Raw genomic sequence first — 17,752 nt, forward strand, 5'->3', positions numbered from 1 at the left:
CACACGCGCTTGCGGATGCGCTGTCGGAACTAGTCCGCTTTTCGCCGCAGTTTTTCCGTTCCTTTTTTGCGCCTGCGTCTCCGGCTCTTGTGCCGGAGGGATGCGCGCGGCCGGCGTACGCGCGTTCACTCGACGCACCGTTTCCATTCAATCCAGTTTCGAACAAGCAGGAGCAGCAAATGAATGTGTTCTGGTTCATTCCGACTCACGGCGATAGCCGCTATCTCGGTACGTCCCAAGGCGCACGCGCAGCGGATTACGACTATTTCCAGCAGATCGCCGTCGCCGCCGACACGCTCGGCTACGAGGGCGTGCTGCTGCCGACCGGTCGTTCGTGTGAAGACGCATGGGTCGTCGCGTCGAGCCTGATCGCCGCGACCAAACGTCTGAAGTTTCTGGTGGCGATCCGTCCGGGCATCTCATCGCCGGGTCTGGCGGCGCGCATGGCGGCGACTTTCGACCGCCTGTCGAATGGGCGTCTCCTGATCAACGTCGTGACCGGTGGCGATTCGGCTGAACTGGAAGGCGACGGTGTGTTCGTCGATCACGACACGCGCTATGAAATCACCGACGAGTTCCTGCATATCTGGCGCAAGCTGCTGACCGCCGCGCATACCAACGAAGCGATCGATTTCAACGGCAAGCATCTGACCTCGAAGGGCGGCAAGGCGTTGTATCCGCCCGTGCAGCACCCGCATCCGCCGCTGTGGTTCGGCGGTTCGTCGGCGGCTGCGCACGACATTGCGGGCGATCACATCGACACGTATCTGACGTGGGGCGAGCCGCCCGCGGCCGTCGCGAAGAAGATCGCCGACATTCGCGCCCGCGCCGAAGCGCGTGGCCGCAAGATCAAGTTCGGCATTCGCTTTCACGTCATCGTGCGCGAGACCGAAGAAGAGGCATGGGCCGCCGCCGACAAGCTGATCAGCAAGCTCGACGACGAAACCATTTCCCGTGCGCAGGCTTCGTTCTCGAAGATGGATTCCGAAGGACAGCGCCGCATGGCCGCGTTGCACGGCGGCAAGCGCGGCAGCCGCGCGGAACTCGAGGTATATCCGCATCTGTGGGCGGGCGTCGGTCTCGTGCGCGGTGGTGCGGGGACGGCGCTGGTCGGCAATCCCGAGCAGGTGGCCGCGCTGATGAACGAGTACGCGGCGCTCGGTGTCGACACGTTCATCCTGTCCGGCTATCCGCATCTCGAAGAGTCGTATCGCTTCGCTGAACTGGTGTTCCCGCTGCTGCCGGGTCATCAAAGCAAGGTCGCCGGCGGTCCGCTGTCGGGACCGTTCGGCGAGATCGTCGGCAACAACTATCTGCCGAAGGCGGCAAGTTCGAGCTGAGCGCTTGCGCCCGGTTCGGCAATGACGCCCATCGATAAGCAACGAGGACAATCATCATGGCTCAATCCACTGTGAGTGCGGAACGAGGCACACAGGCAGGCTCGGGCGCGGCTTTCGGCGCGGGCCTCGTCGGCGCATTGCGGCGCATCGGCGCGCCTCTCGCGCCGTGGCTCGTGCCGCTGGCGATTCTGTTGGCGTGGGAATTCGCCGCGCGCAGCGGCATTCTCTCGACGCGTGTGCTGCCCGAACCGCTTGCCGTCGTGAAGGCAGCGTGGTCGCTGATCCAGTCCGGCGAAATGTGGGCGGACGTGAAGGTCAGCACGTGGCGCGCGGTGTCGGGCTTTACGATCGGCGGCGGCATCGGACTCGTGCTCGGCCTTGCTACGGGTCTCTTCAAACCGGCCGAAATCGCACTCGATTCGACGGTGCAGATGGTCCGCAACATTCCCGCGCTGGCGATGATCCCGCTGGTGATCCTGTGGTTCGGTATCGAAGAAGAGGCGAAGGTGTTTCTCGTCGCGCTGGGGGTGTTTTTTCCGGTCTACGTGAACACGTTTCACGGCATCCGTTCGGTGGATGCCAACCTGATCGAGATGGCGCGCAGCTACGGCGTGAAGGGTTTCGCGCTGTACCGGCATGTGATTTTGCCGGGGGCGTTGCCCTCGATTCTGGTCGGCGTGCGGTTTGCGTTCGGGCTGATGTGGGTCACGCTGATCGTCGCTGAAACCATTTCCGCGCAGTCGGGCATCGGCTACATGACGATGAATGCCCGCGAATTTCTGCAAACCGATGTGGTGGTGGTGGGCATCCTGCTGTACGCGGCGCTCGGCAAACTTGCCGACGTGCTGGCCAAGACTCTCGAGCGTGTGTCGCTGCGTTGGCATCCTGCCTATCAAAGAGGAGCGAAAACATGAGCGCAACGACATTGTCGACCTCGTTCGGCGGCATCGCGGGCAGCGATCTCGAAGCCGAACTGGCGCAACCGCGTACTGTCGATCACAACGCGGACGAGGCTGCCGGCTTCGACCGTGCGGACCCGGCGCACGATCGCCAGCGCGCTGATGCCGTGCCTGCGGCGACCGGTGCATCGGCGCGCAACGACGCCAGCCGCTCTGGCGATTTTTCGGTCGAATTGCGCGGCGTCGGCAAGCAGTACGGCGAGCGCACGGTGCTGTCCGATTTTGATTTGTCGATTGAGCGCGGCAGTTTCGTGGCGATCGTCGGCCGCAGCGGCTGCGGGAAATCGACTTTGTTGCGCCTGGTGGCGGGTTTGGAGAAGGCGACGACGGGCGTGCTCGAAAAGCGCGCCGAAGACGGCCAGCCGCTCGACACGCGCATCATGTTCCAGGACGCGCGGCTTCTGCCCTGGAAGAGCGTGCTGCAAAACGTGATGCTCGGCCTCGGCCGCAGCGCTCGTGAAGATGCGCGCGCCGTGCTCGACGAAGTCGGCTTGCTGGAACGCGCCAACGACTGGCCCGCGCAGCTCTCCGGCGGCCAGCGTCAGCGTGTGGCGCTCGCGCGTGCGCTGGTGCATCGGCCGCAATTGCTGCTGCTGGACGAACCGCTCGGCGCGCTCGACGCGTTGACGCGCATCGAAATGCACGCGCTGATCGAACGCCTGTGGCGCGAACATCAATTTACCGCGTTGCTGGTAACGCACGACGTGCACGAAGCCGTCGCGCTCGGCGACCGGATTCTGCTGATCGAAGAAGGGCGCATCGCGCTCGATCAGCCGGTGCCGCTGGCGCGCCCACGGGCGCGTGCGTCGGCCGGTTTTGCCGCGCTGGAAGAACATGTGTTGCAACGCGTACTGAAGACGGCGCCGAATGACGACGCGCTGTCCCATCGCGCTTACGACGCACGTGACGAGGGCCGCCTCACGCGGCCGACAGACGTCCGCTGGGCCGTCTGACATCCCTTTTGACTGACTGTTTTCAATCGCTTTTCTGGAGTCACTCGATATGACCATTTCCGCAATCAACGTACGCAATCAGTTCAAAGGCAAGGTCAAGGAAATCATCCGCGGGTCGGTGGTGTCCGAGGTCGATGTGGAGACGCCGTTCGGTATCGTCACCTCGGTGATCACCACGCGTTCGGTCGACGAACTCGACCTGAAGGTCGGCTCGGAAGTGGTCGCGCTGGTGAAGTCGACAGAGGTGTCGATCGCGCGCCTGTAAGCGCGACTGCACTGGTCGCGCTGCTCGTACCGTCACGCGCGCCGACGCTATTTTGCGTTGGCGCCGCTGGCGGGCGGCTCGTGCATCATCTTGTCGTTGGTCGCCTGGCGCGGACGCTTGATGGGCATATTGTCCGGATTGCTCGAACCGCCTGAATCGGGGGCCGCCTCGGGCGGCTTGACCATCGAGGCGCCGCCGTTCTGCGACGCCGCTGGTGTTTTTGGCGCCGGGTTCGGCGTTTGTGCGAACGCCGCCGTGCCGACTGCGCCAAACATTGCGAGCGCGACGCCCGCCGTCAGCGCCGCCATTCTGTTTCTGTTTCGCTCCATCTCGTCCTCCTTTCCGATACCGCTTGCCGGTTTGCTGACGCGACACATCTGTACGGCACGCAACCCGTATGCCTCGACGCGCCCCTGCGTGCATCCGCGAAACTTGCTAGGATGAATTGAGCACCACGACGGAGACGGCCATGTCGAAGTCATTAAGTCCGGAAGCGGTTGAAGCGTTGCGGCGCCTGAATGATGTCGGCGTCGGACAGCCCATGCCGAAGTTTGAGCAATCCGTCACGGCGGAGTTGCTGACAAACGGGCTCGCTGCAGAAGCAAGCGGCGGCGAAGTCGAAATCACCTGTAGCGGCCGGCAGTACCTTTCTGGCGATTGCGACTGATCGTCAGGCGAGGGTGGGCCGGTGCATGCTCCGAGCCGTAACGACGGCCCGGTGGAAAAGTATGGCCGCCAACATTCAAGGGCACGCAAGACACCAAGGAGGCGATCATGGAGCCGAAGGGCCTCGACATGGGCGACTACCAGGAGCGCTATCAGGACTACGAGATTGAAGTCGCGGTTGAACAGGTGCTCACCGGCGTCAAAGCGCATTTCCGGGTGTTGCGCAACGATGCGGTGGTCGTTGACTGGCGGCTTGTGCACATCGACACGCTGTGGTCCACCGAGCATGCCGCGGCTCTCGCGGGCTTCAAGGCGGCGCGCGAAACGATCGATGCCGGGTTCGCCTCATAGCCACAAGCGCCACAAGCACGTGGGCCGGCAAGCGCATTCGATTAAGCTGACGATCTTTCGCCTTGCTGGAGACCGCTGTGCACCTGTCGCCTGCCATTCCGATCATCCGCATCTTTTCTGAAGAGAAAGCCAGAGAGTTTTACGTGGACTTTCTCGGCTTCACCGTCGACTGGGAACACCGCTTCGAGGCCAATTTTCCGCTCTACATGCAGGTGCGCCGCTCCGACCTGATTTTGCATCTGAGCGAGCATCACGGCGACGCGACGCCGGGCTCGACGATTTTCGTGCGGGTGCAGGACATCGATGCGTTGCATGCCGAACTTCAGCGCAAAGATTACAAGTACGGGAAACCGGGTATTGAGGAGGTGCCGTGGGGCAAAGAGCTGGAGACGATTGATCCGTTTGGTAACCGGATTCGTTTTTCTGAAGCGCCGAGAGAGGAGGTGCGCGAGGCGTGATGACGAAAGGGGCGTGCCTTGACGCCGCGGGAGGGGCCGCCTCGTAAACGGAACTGGGCGCCGGCATGCATTGCTGCATGCGCGGCGCCCAGTTCGGCTGCCGTCTTGTGAACGGCAACCTTCAACGGCGACCGATTAGTGGCCGAAGAAAACCGATTGCGGGCCCGATTCAGCCGGTGCACGCGTACCCGATTGCGACGACACGGTGTTCACGCCACCGTATGCATTCGAATCGGCATTAGCGCGTTCAGCTGCAACGGTTTGCGCGTTCTGACCTTGTTGCGAAGCCGGTGCGCCGACCGACGGACGGTAGAACGGTGCCGGGCCGTAGCCGCTAGCGAATGCGGGAGCAGCGATCGAGGCAGAAACAGCAACCAACAGGGCGGCGATGAGCTTGGTCTTCATGGTGTGACTCCGATAAGTTTCGATTTCATTCAGGAAGGCGTCGCAGGAGCCGGTGAGGTGTGTCTGCAACGTCGATGGAAAGCAGTGTATACCCCTACTATTGAAAATTTGTACCGATAATCTGAAATTACTATTCTCGGTATTGAAATAATCGAGCGGAGGGCTGTGCGACAGGCGTCAGCGGTGGTCCGACCCCGTCTGTCAAGCGTTTTCGGCGGGCAAAGACCCGGTTGGGAGGGCGGATTATTGGTGGTGTTTACTAGCCAACCGCGCTTGGATTCGACGCTTGGGATGCCTGCCGCCCGGCCATTAAATGCGCTGATTCGTATCACGCCGCTGCATCATGGCCGCAGCGCACGCCGATGCCGCTTGCAGTTATTGCGCAAGCCCGATGTTCCCTTTCGTGCCCTGCTTACGTCCCAAAAAGATACAACTTAGATGTTGTGTTTTTTAGTTTTTTGATACAACATTTGTGTTGTATTCTTCCTCGTCTTGCTCAACAAGAGGAGGAACATGAAGTACAGCGAGTTTAGGAAGTGGCTGAAGAAACAAGGTGCGACTTTTGAAAAGCACAGGAGCGGCTCAAGTCACTACCGGGTCACGCTCAACGGCAAGACAACCATCTTCCCGGATCACGGCGCCAAGGAAATGGGCACCCATCTCGTCGCGGCGATCAAGAGGCAGCTTGGTATTAAATGAGCAGGAGAGGCGGACGGCCTCTCCCGATAATCGCAGGCTTTGTGTTTTTCTTGAAGCAGTCCCACTGGAGAACCGTAATGTTGTCGTACCCCATCGAGCTGACGCCGGATTCTAATGGCACGCTCCTCGTCACGTTTCCGGACGTGCCTGAAGCGATCACCGTTGGAGAGAACGAAGATGATGCAGACGTGCAGGCCCTCGACGCACTGGAGGCCGCACTTGAGATCTACTTTTCGGAAAAGCGGTTCATTCCTTTGCCGTCGAAGGCAAAGCGTGGCCAGCGAGTCGTAACGCTTCCTGCTCTCGTGACCTCGAAGGTCCTGCTTGCAAACGAAATGCTGCAACAGAACGTGCGTAAGGCGGAGTTGGCGCGTCGATTGAAGGTCAACCAGGTGCAGGTCGATCGTCTTTTGAATTTCCGCCATTCATCGAAGATCGAGATGGTCGAGTCTGCATTCGCCGTTCTTGGCAGGCGCCTGGAAGTGCGGCTGGTTTGATCCGCTTCTCTTTCCCAATTGAAACCCTCGCGGCGTCGCAAAGCGCGAGGTAAAACAAAAACGGCGTTGTGATTTCTCACAACGCCGTTTGGTCAAACTTTTTACTGCTTGAATTCTTTGGGGTGGCTGATGGGGCTCGAACCCACGACAACAGGAATCACAATCCTGGACTCTACCAACTGAGCTACAGCCACCACTGACATCTGCTTGACTTGCCGGCAACTCATTGCTGAGAAACTTGGCTCGTCGATGAAGAAACGAGATTATACGAACAAGAATCCCGTTTGCCTAGTCCTTTATTCAAAAATTTCGACGGGCTCACGCAGATGCTGTCTTGCCTCATCGAAGATGGTCAGATCGCGCGCCGCAAGACGCTTGCTATCGGACAACACGCGACGCCATCCACGTGCCCCGGCTTCACCACGATAGAGGCCAAGCGCGTGACGCGTGATGGAACCAAGGTACGTGCCGCGTGCCATTTCAGCCGCGCAATATTCGATCAGCTTTGCCTCGATCTGCTCGCGCGTGAGCGGTGCATCTGTCGAACCATAGAAGCGTGCATCTACATCTGCGAGTACATAAGGATTGTGATATGCCTCACGCCCAAGCATCACGCCATCGATATGCTGAAGATGCGTCTCTACCTCATCAAGCGTTTTGATGCCGCCATTGATGATGATCTCCAGATGCGGGAAGTCGCGCTTCAACTGATACGCGTAGTCGTACTTAAGCGGCGGAATCTCGCGGTTCTCTTTCGGGCTCAGGCCCTTGAGAATCGCATTGCGCGCGTGCACGACGAATACGTTGCAACCGGCATCCGCGATCGTGCCGACGAAGTCGCGCACGAAGCTATATTCCTCGACCGCATCGACACCGATTCTGTGCTTGACAGTCACCGGTACTGACACCGCGTCGCGCATCGCCTTCACGCAATCGGCGACGAGTTTCGGCTCGTTCATCAGGCAAGCGCCGAACGCACCGCGCTGCACGCGCTCGGACGGACAGCCGCAATTCAGATTGATCTCGTCATAGCCCCATTGCTCACCGAGCTTGGCCGAGCGCGCAAGGTCGTCAGGCTCACTGCCACCGAGTTGCAAGGCGACCGGCGCTTCTTCGGGCGTAAACGCCAGATGGCGCGGCACATCGCCGTGCAGCAACGCGCCGGTGGTGACCATTTCGGTGTAAAGCCACGTATGACGCGATATCACGCGATGCAGCGAGCGGCAGTGGCGATCGGTCCAGTCCATCATGGGCGCGACGGAAACGCGGCGTGGACTGGGAGTTTGAGCTGAAGACATGGGGCGGACGGACGGCATCAATCAAAACCCGATTTTACCGCAAGGCATAAAATCTCCCGTTCGGTCCGCAGATTGGGCAAGGCGAGGGCAGGTCAACTGCCGCTCACCGCATCAATGCCCATGCCCCCCACTATGGCCGCCGCTGCTCCACGAACTGCCCCCGCTGCCGCCGTGGGAGCCCCCGCCGCCATGCCAGCCGCCGCCTCCGTGCCAACCCCCACCATGCCAGCCTCCGCCGTGCCAGTACCCGCCACGTCCATGGTAGTAACAGCACGAGCCACCCCAACCACCCCAGATGTCGACCGCACCGTAAGCCGGTCCATACGCCGGCCCGTAGGCATAACCGTAGCCGGGGTAATAGGGCTGCGCATAGGCATAGTCGTATCCTGGCGCGACCACGCACCCGGTGAGACTTGCCGCCACAGCTAACATCGCGATTGATGCAATAAGCCTGCTCACGATTTTCTCCCACGTATGTGAATGAGAAAAACGGCGCACCCGGGAGTTCAGCAGGATTTGTGTCCGCAAATTACTGCCCGCATTTACCGCCTGGCTTCCGCGACGCATGCACCGCAACCCAACGCCATAGCGGTCGCCCGTTACGCGATCCTTCCAGACTATGACGGATTCATCGTGCTGTAACAGTTGGTTAAATTTTCGCAACGTAACTGTAGGGCGCGCCTGATACTTTCCCGTCAGACAATTTCCCTTTGAATCCAGACTCATGCTGCTGCTGACGCTGGACGAAGAAGAACGCACTCCACATTGCCCGGGCCGCTTGATGCGAAGCCTGCAAGAACCTGGCCGTCAATGAAGCACGATCCACAGCCTGCGACCGCATCAGCATGGCGCGCCGAAGGCGACGCCTGTGCCGCTCGCGGCGATCTTGAGGCCGCACTCCAATGTTTCGACGCAGCGCGCTCGCTCGATCCCGCTGATGTCGTCGTGCTTGAGCGTCTCGCCGCGACGCTCGCTGCGCTGAACCGTTTTCCCGAAGCCGTCGTTCGCTATCACGAAGGGATCGGGCTCGATCCGCGCAACACCGATTTGCGTCACGGCCTCGGCTGGTCGCTCGAACAGATGCATCGACTCGAGCAGGCGGTAGACGCGTATCGCGAAGCAGTCCGGCTGAATCCCAAAGCCGATGGTTCGTACAACAACATGGGCAACTGCTTGCAGTCTCTCGGTCGTTTCGACGAGTCTCACGAAGCCTATCGCCGCGCGATCGAGGCCGCTCCGCGGGTGCCGCTGTACTACCGCAACTTCGTGCAGTCCAGGCGCCTTGGCGCCGACGATCCGGTGTTCGCCGCGCTGGAGCAACTCGTCGGCGATGCCGCCTCGTTGACACCCGCCAATCAGGCGGAGATCCACTTCGCGTATGGTCAGGCGCTGTCTGATTTGGGGCGCAACGATGCGTCGTTCGAACACTTCCTGAAGGGCAACGCGCTGTACCGCACCGGCGTGCGTTATGACGAAGCCGCGTCGCTCGGTCTGTTCGCGCATTTGCCGGAACTCCTGACTTCAGAGGTGCTGGCGGCGAGGCGCGGTCAGGGCGATGCGTCGGACGCACCGATCTTTATCGTCGGCATGCCACGCTCGGGGTCGACACTGATCGAACAGATTCTCGCGAGTCATCCGCAGGTTTTCGGCGCGGGTGAGCGCACGGAATTCGGCGAGGCGTTGGTGAACTGTATCGGCCGCGATCTCGACGATCCCTTGCGTATCGATATCGAAGCCTTGCAGGGCGTCGGCCCCGCGCAATTGCGCACGCTCGGCGCCGACTATTTGCGCCGCATGCGGACGTCACTGCCGGAAATGCAAAACGCAACGCGAGGCTACGCACGCTTCACCGACAAATACCCGTTCAATTTCATCAACGTCGGGCTGATTCATCTGGCGTTGCCGAATGCGCGCTTCATTCATAGCAGCCGCTCGCCATTGCAAACTTGTCTGTCGATTTTTTCTCGAATTTTTCATGACGTGCCGTTCAGCTACGATCTTGGTGAACTGGGCCGCTACTATCGTGCGTACGGCGCGTTGATGGCCCATTGGCAACGCGTGTTACCCGAGGGCACGATGATCGAAGTCAAATACGAAGAATTGATCGAAGATTTCGAAGGGAATGTCCGCCGCCTGCTCGCGCATTGCGGGCTCGACTGGGACGAGCGCTGTCTGGCGTTTCACGAGACTACGCGGCAGGTGAACACGGCAAGCGCGGCACAGGTGCGCCGTCCGCTCTACAGGACGGCGCTGCAACGCTGGCAGCCGCAGCAGGCGTTGCTGCAACCCTTGTTCGACGGTCTGGGGCCAGAGTTGGTGCCCGCCGGCAGCGTCAGCCGGCAGGGGCGGGCGCTTCTTGCAGATGCCGGGACAGCGGGCAACGGGACGGAGCGGAAATCGTGAGCGCAACGCGTGGAGCCGTCATCTGGATGACCGGTTTATCCGGCGCCGGTAAATCGACCGTGGCCGAGGCCTTGCATCAACGTCTCAAAGAAGCCGGACATGCCTCGATCGTGCTCGACGGCGACGTGCTGCGGCGCGGCCTGACCGCGGGCCTCGGCTTTACGCCCGAAGACCGCGCCGAAAATCTGCGGCGGATCGCGCACGTCGCGGCGCTGGTCATGCAACAGGGCTTTATCGCGATTGCCGCGGTGATTTCGCCCGAGCATGAGAATCGGCGCATGGCTCGCGAGATCGTCGGCGCTGGTTTCGTCGAAGTGTTCGTGAATGCGCCGCTGACCGTGTGCGAAGCGCGCGATGTCAAAGGCCTCTACGTGCGTGCGCGGCGCGGTGAAATACCCAATTTCACGGGTGTTTCAGGACCGTACGATGTGCCGCTCGACCCCGATGTCATGATCGAAACCGATCGGATGTCGATCGAAGAGGCAGTAGGCCGTCTGCTGATGCATCTGAGCGCCATGGGTTGCCTGCCGAGGGAAGAAAGCGGGCTCGGCAGACCTCGTCTCGCGAAATAGTCGGCGCGTGGCATGCGTCTGTATTCGGCCGCGCAAATTTTCCACCCGGCGCGGCGCATTTCGCTATACCTTTTCGCCTACTCGTAGACAGAAAGGGTGATGCGTCGATGCCGACATTGTCGATACAAAAAATAAAGCCGAAAGTCGAAACGCTCGTTCTCGCGGCCGATCTGGCCGGCACGGTTGTTTTCGCGATCGAGGGCGCGGTGAGCGCGATGCGCGGCGGTCTCGATCTGCTGGGCGTGATGGTGATCTCGTTTGTCGCGGCGCTCGGCGGCGGGGTGATCCGCGACTTGTTGATCGGCGACTCACCGCCTAACGCGATACGCGACTGGCGTTATCCGGCCTTGACGTTCGTCACCGGTCTGCTCACGTTCATTTTCCATTCGACAGTGCAGCAGTTTCCTGTCGCGCTGATTACCGTGCTCGACGCCGCCGGTCTCGCGCTCTTTGCTGTCGCGGGCGTAGAGAAAGCGCTGCTGTTCGGAATCCGTCCGTTTATCGCGATGCTGATGGGCACCGTCACCGGTGTGGGCGGCGGCGTGATCCGCGACGTGCTGATGGCGCGCGTGCCGCTGGTGCTGCATGCCGACATCTATGCGACCGCTGCTTTTGCCGGCGCATTCGTTGTGGTGGTCGCGCGGCGTGCCGGCTTGCCGCCGGGCGTCGCGGCTTTAGCAGGCGGCGCGGTGTGCTTCGTCTTGCGCGTACTGGCAGTGACCTATGGCTGGCATTTGCCGAAGGCGTCGCTCTCAGCGCTTGCGTAACGGCTCGATCAGCGAGGACAGGCCGTTGTGATCGATCTCGTGCATCAACGCCAGCAGACGGCCGATTTCGCCCGGTGGAAAGCCCTGGCTCGCAAACCAGTTCAGATAGTGGCCGGGCAGATCCGCGATCAGCCGGCCTTTGTATTTTCCGTAAGGCATCACGCGCGTGACCAGCAGTTCGAGGTGTTCGGGATTCATCGCAAGTGGGTCGACGGAAAGTTCATTGGGCGAGGTGGTGCGAGCGCTCGCTGAAGCAGCATTTTAGCTGCGCTGCAGGCATTGCGCCGGCATGGTAACGTCAGCGTTTTCCGTTTTCACAATCAACAGGACAGGTTCGATGGAATACCGCAGACTCGGCGACTCGGATGTGAAGGTTAGCCTGATCGGTCTCGGCACCATGACATGGGGCGAGCAGAATACCGAGCAGGAAGCGCACGCGCAGATCGATTACGCGCTCGATCATGGCGTCAATCTGATCGACGCCGCGGAAATGTACCCGGTGCCGCCACGTCCCGAGACGCAAGGCTCGACCGAGCGCTATATCGGCACGTGGATCGCGCAGCATCGCAGCGCGCGCGAGAAGATCGTGCTGGCCACCAAAATCGCCGGCCCGGCGCGTCAGCCGCACAATCCGCGTCATATTCGCGGCGAGGGCAATCAGTTCGACCGCAAGAACCTGACCGAAGCGCTCAACGATAGTCTGAAGCGTCTGCAAACGGACTACGTCGATCTGTATCAGTTGCACTGGCCGGATCGCAGCACGATGACGTTCGGCCGTCCGGCTTATCCGTGGGTCGATGACGAATATACGGTGCCGATCGAAGAAACGCTGTCGGTGCTCGCCGAATTCGTCAAGGCAGGCAAGATTCGCCATATCGGCGTGTCGAACGAAACGCCTTGGGGCGTCGCGCAGTTTTTGCGCGCGGCGGAGAAGCTCGGCTTGCCGCGCATCGTCAGTATCCAGAATCCGTACAGCCTGTTGAACCGCACGTACGAAGTGGGTCTGTCCGAATACGCGCATCGCGACAACATTGGTCTGCTTGCGTATTCTCCGCTGGCCTTCGGCTGGTTGTCGGGCAAGTATGAAGGCGGCGCGCGTCCGGACGGCGCCCGTATCACGCTGTTCGAGCGCTTTCAACGCTACAGCAAGCCGCAGGCGATTCAGGCAACCACGCGCTATGTGGAACTGGCGAAGCGTCACGGTTTGTCGCCCGCGCAGTTCGCGCTGGCCTTCGTCAATAGCCGGCCGTTCCTGACGAGCAATCTGATCGGCGCGACGTCGCTCGATCAGTTGAAGGAAAACATCGCCAGTGCCGAGGTGAAACTTTCGCCGGAAGTGCTCGCGGAGATCGATAAGCTGCATGAATTGCAGCCTAATCCGGCGCCTTGATGTAGCTGGCGGGGCGGCAAGGCGAGTTGATCCGCGCCTTGCTTGCCTCGAATTCAATCAACGTCGCCGAGGCTCGCTCAGCGGATCTTCAGCGTTGAGCGCACCGCATTGAGCGCCAGCAAACTCACCACCGCGCAGAACATCAGATAGAAGCCGGGCGCGAGCTTGTTGCCGCTCGCGTCGATCAGCCACGTGATCACGAATGGCGCAAAGCCGCCGAACACCGTCACGCCGATGTTATAGCTGACCGCGAGACCGGTTGCGCGTGTCTGCGTCGGGAAAATCTCCGACATCAGCGCGGGCAGTGCGCCGAAGTACGTCGCCTTCAATACGCCGATCCAGATCAACGCCAGCAGCATCGTGGCGAACGACGGATGCGCATTCATATACACGAAGGTCGGATAGACCGTCAGCAGCATCAACGTCGCGGCGACGGCCATGATGCGGATGCGTCCCAGGCTATCGGACAGGTGGCCGGCGAACGGTGTGAGCACCGTCAGCACGATTCCCGTTGCGAGCGTCGCTGAGAAGCCGGTCGAAGCGGGCAAATGCAGTTGCTTGATCGCATAGGTCGGCATGTACAGAATCATGTAGTTGGCCGCGGTCGAAATGACCAGCGAACCGACCGCGAGCAGCATGCGGACCTTCTGCGTGCCGAACAGATCGCGCAGCGGCGTGCGGGTTTTCGGCTCCGTGTTGAACTCGGCGCCTTCGTCCACGTAGCGGCGAATATAGAAGCCGACCGGGCCGATCGCGAGGCCGAACAGAAACGGAATACGCCAGCCCCACGATTCGAGTTGCGCAGATGTGAGCTGGCTTGTCAGCAACGCGCCGAAGCCGGAGGCGAGCAGCGTCGCCATGCCCTGGCTGGCGAACTGCCAGCTACCCATGAAGCCGCGCCGCTCGGGTGCATGCTCGACCAGAAACGCGGTGGAAGCGCCGAACTCGCCGCCCGCCGAGAAGCCTTGAACGAGTCGCGACAGCATGATGCCGGCTGGCGCCCATAGACCGATCGCGGCGTACGGCGGCATCACGGCGATCGTCAACGTGCCGATCATCATCAAGCCGATCGACAGCAGCAGCGACACCTTGCGCCCCGCACGATCCGCGAGCGAGCCGAGCACGAGTCCGCCGAGCGGCCGGATCATGTACGAGATGCCGAAGGTGCCGAGCGTGAGCATCAACGAAATTGCTTCGGTGCTCGCCGGGAAAAACAGCTTCGCGATCGTCACCGCGAAAAATCCATAGACGACGAGGTCGAACCATTCAAGCGCATTGCCGATCGACGCCGCGAGAATGATGCGATGGACCTTTGCGGCGGACGGCCGCGCGGCGCTGGCTTGCAAGGTGGACGTGCTCATCGTGGCGTGTCTCGTGGCGGATGCGGCTAACAGTTAACTGCGGGTTGGCGGCAGGCGTACTGCGTTGATCGCTTAGGCCGCGGCTTGTGGGGTCGTTGCGGTCGAGCGCGGCGAGTTCTCGCCGAGATCCCAGAAGAGCCCAGCCATGATCTGCAGACCCTCGCGCACCACCGGTCCGAGCAGATGCTCGTTCGGCGCGTGCTGCGAGCAGGCCGGGTACGAATGCGGCACCCAGATGGTCGGCAGTCCGAGCGTGTCGGCGAACACTTCGTTGGGCAGCGTGCCGCCGAGATTCGGCAGCACGGCCGTCTTCTTGCCGGTGGTCTGTTCGAGCGAAGCGATGGCCCACGTGACCCACGGATCGTCGGGATTCAGACGCGTGGCCGGCGCACCGCGCTCGACGCTGATCTCGACGAACGAGAAGCCATTCGCATCCAGATGCTTGCGCAGGTGCTGTTCCAGGTTTTCCCAGTCGGTGCCGACCACGAAGCGCAACTGGCAATGCGCGAACGCTGATGACGGGATGGCATTGACCGGGTTCTCGGGATTGCCAGCCTTGAACGCCAGCACTTCGAAGCTGTTCCAGCCGAACACACGTTCTGGCGGCGTGAGACCGGGCTCGCCCCAGTTATCGTCGACGGCCGGATCGTTCGGACCGCCACCTACCGTGATATCCGCCAATGCGCGACGCACCGCTTCCGGAATCGGCGGCGGACGCAAGCCGTCGACAGCGATTACGCCACGCGCATCGACGAGGCTTGCAAGTACGTTCGCCAGCACGGTGGCCGGGTTGCGCAACAAACCGCCCCAGTTGCCCGAGTGATGCGCGCCGTCGCGTAGATTTAGCGAGAGCTTGAAGTTCACCGAGCCGCGCGAACCGAGGAACACGGTGGGGCGGCGCGCGGCGAGACGCGGGCCATCGGAGGCTATCAGCACGTCCGCGGCCAGTTCTTCTTTATGTTTGTGGCAGATCGCGTCGAGCCCCGGCGAGCCGGTTTCCTCGCCCATCTCGATCAGCAGCTTTGCGTTGAAGCCGAGCTTGCCGTCGCGCGCGGCCAGCACGCTCGCCAGCGCGGCGAGATTGATGGTGTGCTGGCCTTTGTTGTCGGCGGTGCCGCGGCCATACCAGCGTTCGCCTTCGATCGTCACGGCCCAAGGTGTCAGCGGCGCGCGCCATTGACTGTCGTAGCCGCGCACGACGTCGCCGTGGCCGTAGATCAGTACGGTGGGCAGACTGTCGTCTTCGTGACGATTGGCGAACAGGAACGGCCCGAATCCTTCCGCCGGGTTATCGACGATGCGTGTGCTGAAGCCGAGCCCTTCGACTTCGGGCGTGATCTCATCGGTCAGATACGACAGCAACGTAGCCGCGCGATCGTTTTCCTGGCTTTCCGTGCGAAATCCGACGCGCCGGTTGAGGTTCTCGAGGAAAGCGCCTGATTCGAAATGATGCGTTGCGTGTTCGATGGCCTGGTTGCGGCTCATATCTGTCTCCGATGCGGGGTGCGGGGGATAGTGGCGACGCGGCGTCGTGCGTGGCACGTCGGGTTCGCGGCCATCAACTTCGAAACGATTCTAGGAGGCCGATATTTTTGTCACAATGATCATCTTTCGAAGCTTGCGTTGCCGAAAAGGCAAAGCTCGATACACTGGCACACGGCCACATCCGCTTGCAAAAGGCGTCGCTCATGGCACTTTCATTACACGGCATCGCATTGCGCTATTTCGTCGAAGTGGCGCGCACCGGCTCGATTAGCGATGCGTCCGCGCGGCTGCATGTGGCCGTGTCGGCGATCAGCCGGCAGATCGCGCGGCTCGAAAGCGACCTCGGCGTTGCGCTGTTCGAGCGGCGGCCGCGCGGCATGTCGCTCTCCGAAGCGGGCGAGCGTCTGCTCGCCTATGCACAGCGCAGCCTGCTCGAGGCGGAGCATGTGATGAAGGAGATCGGCGGCCTCGAGGCCTTGCATGGCAGCATGATCAAGGTCGCCAGTTCGGAGGGCTTTGCCGCGGATTTCCTGCCCAGCGCGATGGCTGCGTTCCGTCGCCACTACCCGGGGATCGACTTCACGCTCTCCGTGATGCCACCGGGCGAGGCCACTCGCCGGGTGCGCGATGGCGATGCCGATCTCGCGCTGACGTTCAGTCTCGCGCCGGAAAAGGGCGTCAAGGTTGAACACACCGAGCGCGCGCCGGTGCTGGCGCTGCTGCGCGCCGATCATCCGCTGGCCGGGCGAGCGAAGGTGTCGCTCGCCGACCTGCAGCGCTATCCGCTGGTGCTGCCAGAGCCTGGCACGACGATCCGGCAGTTGATCGATATCACTTGCGCGCTTGAAGGCGTGCTGCTCGAGCCCGATCTCACCTGCAACAATAGCGGCGCGATGTACCGTTACGCGCAGAAGTCCGGCGCGATCATGTTCACGGGGCTGCTGTCGGTGCGTGACCGTTACGCCGGCGACGGCTTCGTCGCGATGCCGCTGACGCATCCGCAGTTGCGCCAGCGCAGCATTCAGGTGCAGACGATGGCCGGACGGGAGTTGCCGCCGTCGGTGAAGGCGTTCCGCGACCACCTGATCGCAGAAATCGGCGGCGCCAGGCCCACGAATGCTGCAGTGCCAAAGCCAGGTCGAAAGCGCGGCGAAGCGCGTTGAAAGGCAAATCTCCCTGCCGGACGGCGAATCACGACCTAAACTGTGGGGACGGGGCGGGCTGGTCGGCCTCTGCTGCACGGCTGGCGGTGCTGTGGCCCATACCAGTGGTAGGATTCAGCCCGAAAAATGGAGCACGGTGCGCGATGAATGGGCGTGCCGCCCACAACAGAGCGATAGGACTCAGGACATCGAATGGCGCAACAAAAAACAAACCCAAAACTTGAGCAGGCGCTGACGCGCGGGGATCTTGCAATTCGCCAGGCCAACTCGGCACGGGCGACGGCGTTGCTGCGCGCGTTGGGCAAGATGATCGTCGAGGCATCGGCGACGATTGGCGTAGAGGCATTCACGCTGATCCCGGACGGCGACAGGATTTACGATCCGACTGATGGGTTGTGGCCACAGGAATTGCAAGTGTCGCTTGATGGTCCTGTTGAGGAGCAGGACCCGGATGAGATTCGGACGGTGCGGTTGATCGCCGATGATCCGGCGACGGTGTTCAGGGTTGAATGGCAACGGGCTGATGGGAAGATCGGGCGTCAGGATGGGGGGCCGTTTGCGACGGTCGCTTTTATTTCTGATGTTGATATTCCTTGGACGGATGATGAGGATTGATGGTTGGGTTTTTTGTCTGCGCGACGCTTGTTGTCAGTGTGCTTAGGGCGTTGGCCTTTCCTTGTTTTGTTAGTGGTCTATTAGTGTTGCCCCTGTGCGGGGCGG

General features: G+C 61.4%; 22 protein-coding genes and 1 tRNA gene. 15 read left to right on the top strand and 8 right to left on the bottom strand.

The genetic code is table 11. The annotated features are described in order from the left end of the window. Positions 1-179 precede the first annotated feature (179 nt). Genes ssuD through M0D66_RS22015 form a run of 4 tightly spaced genes read left to right on the top strand, consistent with a single transcriptional unit; the run spans position 180 to position 3,517 of the window. A complete protein-coding gene (gene ssuD / locus M0D66_RS22000; RefSeq protein WP_211701668.1) occupies positions 180-1,340 on the top strand; it encodes an FMNH2-dependent alkanesulfonate monooxygenase in 1,161 nt (386 codons plus the stop codon). Positions 1,341-1,396: 56 nt separating this feature from the next. Beyond that, positions 1,397-2,254 carry an aliphatic sulfonate ABC transporter permease SsuC gene (gene ssuC, locus M0D66_RS22005; protein ID WP_054034591.1) on the top strand — a complete coding sequence of 286 codons (858 nt, stop codon included), beginning with the start codon at positions 1,397-1,399 and terminating at the stop codon, positions 2,252-2,254. Further along, a complete protein-coding gene (locus M0D66_RS22010; RefSeq protein ID WP_266211579.1) occupies positions 2,251-3,252 on the top strand; it encodes an ATP-binding cassette domain-containing protein in 1,002 nt (333 codons plus the stop codon). The genes ssuC and M0D66_RS22010 overlap by 4 nt, the downstream gene beginning before the upstream one ends. A gap of 49 nt (positions 3,253-3,301) precedes the next feature. Then, complete coding sequence (locus M0D66_RS22015) at positions 3,302-3,517, top strand: molybdopterin-binding protein (protein ID WP_054034589.1); 216 nt, start codon at positions 3,302-3,304, stop codon at positions 3,515-3,517. A gap of 47 nt (positions 3,518-3,564) precedes the next feature. Here M0D66_RS22015 and M0D66_RS22020 read toward each other — a convergent pair whose 3' ends face one another. Next, on the bottom strand, positions 3,565-3,846 hold the full coding sequence (locus M0D66_RS22020; protein WP_093632574.1) for a hypothetical protein: 282 nt from the start codon (positions 3,844-3,846) through the stop codon (positions 3,565-3,567). Between the two features lie 140 nt (positions 3,847-3,986). On the opposite strand from M0D66_RS22020, the gene M0D66_RS22025 reads away from it, so the two are divergent. The 3 genes from M0D66_RS22025 to M0D66_RS22035 all read left to right on the top strand — a co-directional run bounded on the left by M0D66_RS22025 (position 3,987) and on the right by M0D66_RS22035 (position 4,992). Continuing rightward, positions 3,987-4,184, top strand: coding sequence for a hypothetical protein (locus M0D66_RS22025; protein WP_054034588.1), 198 nt, complete (start codon positions 3,987-3,989; stop codon positions 4,182-4,184). A 107-nt stretch (positions 4,185-4,291) separates the two neighbouring features. Next, positions 4,292-4,534: a DUF6566 family protein gene (locus M0D66_RS22030; protein ID WP_093632576.1), complete on the top strand. Its 243-nt coding sequence runs from the start codon at positions 4,292-4,294 to the stop codon at positions 4,532-4,534. A gap of 77 nt (positions 4,535-4,611) precedes the next feature. Then, positions 4,612-4,992 (top strand): glyoxalase superfamily protein, encoded by a 381-nt coding sequence (locus M0D66_RS22035; RefSeq protein ID WP_093632577.1) that lies wholly within the window; start codon positions 4,612-4,614, stop codon positions 4,990-4,992. 135 nt (positions 4,993-5,127) lie between these two features. On the opposite strand, the gene M0D66_RS22040 is transcribed toward M0D66_RS22035, so the two are convergent. Continuing rightward, positions 5,128-5,397, bottom strand: coding sequence for a hypothetical protein (locus M0D66_RS22040; RefSeq protein ID WP_093632578.1), 270 nt, complete (start codon positions 5,395-5,397; stop codon positions 5,128-5,130). Between the two features lie 513 nt (positions 5,398-5,910). Between M0D66_RS22040 and M0D66_RS22045 the strand changes: the two genes are divergently transcribed. Both M0D66_RS22045 and M0D66_RS22050 read left to right on the top strand, forming a co-directional pair. Then, entirely contained in the window at positions 5,911-6,096 is a 186-nt protein-coding gene (locus M0D66_RS22045; RefSeq protein ID WP_054034691.1) for a type II toxin-antitoxin system HicA family toxin, read from the top strand. A gap of 77 nt (positions 6,097-6,173) precedes the next feature. After that, positions 6,174-6,593, top strand: a complete 420-nt coding sequence (locus M0D66_RS22050; RefSeq protein WP_054034585.1) for a type II toxin-antitoxin system HicB family antitoxin — start codon at positions 6,174-6,176, stop codon at positions 6,591-6,593. A gap of 118 nt (positions 6,594-6,711) precedes the next feature. On the opposite strand, the gene M0D66_RS22055 is transcribed toward M0D66_RS22050, so the two are convergent. From M0D66_RS22055 to M0D66_RS22065, 3 genes are all read right to left on the bottom strand, one after another. Continuing rightward, a tRNA-His gene (locus M0D66_RS22055) sits at positions 6,712-6,787 on the bottom strand. A gap of 102 nt (positions 6,788-6,889) precedes the next feature. Then, the gene (gene dusA / locus M0D66_RS22060) at positions 6,890-7,891 is read right to left on the bottom strand and encodes a tRNA dihydrouridine(20/20a) synthase DusA (RefSeq protein ID WP_200620440.1); all 1,002 of its coding nucleotides are present in this window, start codon (positions 7,889-7,891) and stop codon (positions 6,890-6,892) included. 111 nt (positions 7,892-8,002) lie between these two features. Beyond that, the gene (locus tag M0D66_RS22065; protein ID WP_266211580.1) at positions 8,003-8,350 is read right to left on the bottom strand and encodes a hypothetical protein; all 348 of its coding nucleotides are present in this window, start codon (positions 8,348-8,350) and stop codon (positions 8,003-8,005) included. 351 nt (positions 8,351-8,701) lie between these two features. Between M0D66_RS22065 and M0D66_RS22070 the strand changes: the two genes are divergently transcribed. From M0D66_RS22070 to M0D66_RS22080, 3 genes are all read left to right on the top strand, one after another. Beyond that, positions 8,702-10,294 (top strand): sulfotransferase, encoded by a 1,593-nt coding sequence (locus M0D66_RS22070; RefSeq protein WP_266211581.1) that lies wholly within the window; start codon positions 8,702-8,704, stop codon positions 10,292-10,294. Then, on the top strand, positions 10,291-10,866 hold the full coding sequence (cysC, locus tag M0D66_RS22075; RefSeq protein WP_200620442.1) for an adenylyl-sulfate kinase: 576 nt from the start codon (positions 10,291-10,293) through the stop codon (positions 10,864-10,866). The genes M0D66_RS22070 and cysC overlap by 4 nt, the downstream gene beginning before the upstream one ends. Before the next feature lie 107 nt (positions 10,867-10,973). Next, positions 10,974-11,633 carry a trimeric intracellular cation channel family protein gene (locus M0D66_RS22080; RefSeq protein ID WP_266211582.1) on the top strand — a complete coding sequence of 220 codons (660 nt, stop codon included), beginning with the start codon at positions 10,974-10,976 and terminating at the stop codon, positions 11,631-11,633. On the opposite strand, the gene M0D66_RS22085 is transcribed toward M0D66_RS22080, so the two are convergent. After that, the gene (locus M0D66_RS22085; RefSeq protein WP_006048800.1) at positions 11,619-11,831 is read right to left on the bottom strand and encodes a DUF3820 family protein; all 213 of its coding nucleotides are present in this window, start codon (positions 11,829-11,831) and stop codon (positions 11,619-11,621) included. The two genes, M0D66_RS22080 and M0D66_RS22085, sit on opposite strands and share 15 nt — an antisense overlap. A 139-nt stretch (positions 11,832-11,970) precedes the next feature. Between M0D66_RS22085 and M0D66_RS22090 the strand changes: the two genes are divergently transcribed. Continuing rightward, complete coding sequence (locus tag M0D66_RS22090; protein WP_093632597.1) at positions 11,971-13,023, top strand: NADP(H)-dependent aldo-keto reductase; 1,053 nt, start codon at positions 11,971-11,973, stop codon at positions 13,021-13,023. Positions 13,024-13,100: 77 nt separating this feature from the next. Here M0D66_RS22090 and M0D66_RS22095 read toward each other — a convergent pair whose 3' ends face one another. Together M0D66_RS22095 and M0D66_RS22100 are read right to left on the bottom strand one after the other, a co-directional pair. After that, positions 13,101-14,384 (bottom strand): MFS transporter, encoded by a 1,284-nt coding sequence (locus tag M0D66_RS22095; RefSeq protein WP_093632598.1) that lies wholly within the window; start codon positions 14,382-14,384, stop codon positions 13,101-13,103. 72 nt (positions 14,385-14,456) lie between these two features. Then, positions 14,457-15,869, bottom strand: a complete 1,413-nt coding sequence (locus M0D66_RS22100; RefSeq protein ID WP_266211583.1) for a M20 family metallopeptidase — start codon at positions 15,867-15,869, stop codon at positions 14,457-14,459. A gap of 203 nt (positions 15,870-16,072) precedes the next feature. Between M0D66_RS22100 and M0D66_RS22105 the strand changes: the two genes are divergently transcribed. Together M0D66_RS22105 and M0D66_RS22110 are read left to right on the top strand one after the other, a co-directional pair. Continuing rightward, the gene (locus M0D66_RS22105) at positions 16,073-17,032 is read left to right on the top strand and encodes a LysR family transcriptional regulator (protein ID WP_093632600.1); all 960 of its coding nucleotides are present in this window, start codon (positions 16,073-16,075) and stop codon (positions 17,030-17,032) included. Between the two features lie 192 nt (positions 17,033-17,224). After that, positions 17,225-17,647 carry a hypothetical protein gene (locus M0D66_RS22110; RefSeq protein ID WP_093632601.1) on the top strand — a complete coding sequence of 141 codons (423 nt, stop codon included), beginning with the start codon at positions 17,225-17,227 and terminating at the stop codon, positions 17,645-17,647. Positions 17,648-17,752 lie beyond the last annotated feature (105 nt).

Origin of the sequence: Paraburkholderia sp. SECH2 (assembly GCF_030464795.1) — a bacterium.
Lineage (GTDB): Bacteria > Pseudomonadota > Gammaproteobacteria > Burkholderiales > Burkholderiaceae > Paraburkholderia > Paraburkholderia aspalathi.

Excerpts from the sequence above, each read along its gene's own strand:
- ssuD (WP_211701668.1), top strand. The coding sequence starts at position 180 with ATGAATGTGTTCTGGTTCATTCCGACTCACGGCGATAGCCGCTATCTC.
- ssuC (WP_054034591.1), top strand. The coding sequence starts at position 1,397 with ATGGCTCAATCCACTGTGAGTGCGGAACGAGGCACACAGGCAGGCTCG.
- M0D66_RS22010 (WP_266211579.1), top strand. The coding sequence starts at position 2,251 with ATGAGCGCAACGACATTGTCGACCTCGTTCGGCGGCATCGCGGGCAGC.
- M0D66_RS22015 (WP_054034589.1), top strand. The coding sequence starts at position 3,302 with ATGACCATTTCCGCAATCAACGTACGCAATCAGTTCAAAGGCAAGGTC.
- M0D66_RS22020 (WP_093632574.1), bottom strand. The coding sequence starts at position 3,846 with ATGGAGCGAAACAGAAACAGAATGGCGGCGCTGACGGCGGGCGTCGCG.
- M0D66_RS22025 (WP_054034588.1), top strand. The coding sequence starts at position 3,987 with ATGTCGAAGTCATTAAGTCCGGAAGCGGTTGAAGCGTTGCGGCGCCTG.
- M0D66_RS22030 (WP_093632576.1), top strand. The coding sequence starts at position 4,292 with ATGGAGCCGAAGGGCCTCGACATGGGCGACTACCAGGAGCGCTATCAG.
- M0D66_RS22040 (WP_093632578.1), bottom strand. The coding sequence starts at position 5,397 with ATGAAGACCAAGCTCATCGCCGCCCTGTTGGTTGCTGTTTCTGCCTCG.
- M0D66_RS22045 (WP_054034691.1), top strand. The coding sequence starts at position 5,911 with ATGAAGTACAGCGAGTTTAGGAAGTGGCTGAAGAAACAAGGTGCGACT.
- M0D66_RS22050 (WP_054034585.1), top strand. The coding sequence starts at position 6,174 with ATGTTGTCGTACCCCATCGAGCTGACGCCGGATTCTAATGGCACGCTC.
- dusA (WP_200620440.1), bottom strand. The coding sequence starts at position 7,891 with ATGTCTTCAGCTCAAACTCCCAGTCCACGCCGCGTTTCCGTCGCGCCC.
- M0D66_RS22070 (WP_266211581.1), top strand. The coding sequence starts at position 8,702 with ATGAAGCACGATCCACAGCCTGCGACCGCATCAGCATGGCGCGCCGAA.
- M0D66_RS22080 (WP_266211582.1), top strand. The coding sequence starts at position 10,974 with ATGCCGACATTGTCGATACAAAAAATAAAGCCGAAAGTCGAAACGCTC.
- M0D66_RS22085 (WP_006048800.1), bottom strand. The coding sequence starts at position 11,831 with ATGAATCCCGAACACCTCGAACTGCTGGTCACGCGCGTGATGCCTTAC.
- M0D66_RS22090 (WP_093632597.1), top strand. The coding sequence starts at position 11,971 with ATGGAATACCGCAGACTCGGCGACTCGGATGTGAAGGTTAGCCTGATC.
- M0D66_RS22095 (WP_093632598.1), bottom strand. The coding sequence starts at position 14,384 with ATGAGCACGTCCACCTTGCAAGCCAGCGCCGCGCGGCCGTCCGCCGCA.
- M0D66_RS22100 (WP_266211583.1), bottom strand. The coding sequence starts at position 15,869 with ATGAGCCGCAACCAGGCCATCGAACACGCAACGCATCATTTCGAATCA.
- M0D66_RS22105 (WP_093632600.1), top strand. The coding sequence starts at position 16,073 with ATGGCACTTTCATTACACGGCATCGCATTGCGCTATTTCGTCGAAGTG.
- M0D66_RS22110 (WP_093632601.1), top strand. The coding sequence starts at position 17,225 with ATGGCGCAACAAAAAACAAACCCAAAACTTGAGCAGGCGCTGACGCGC.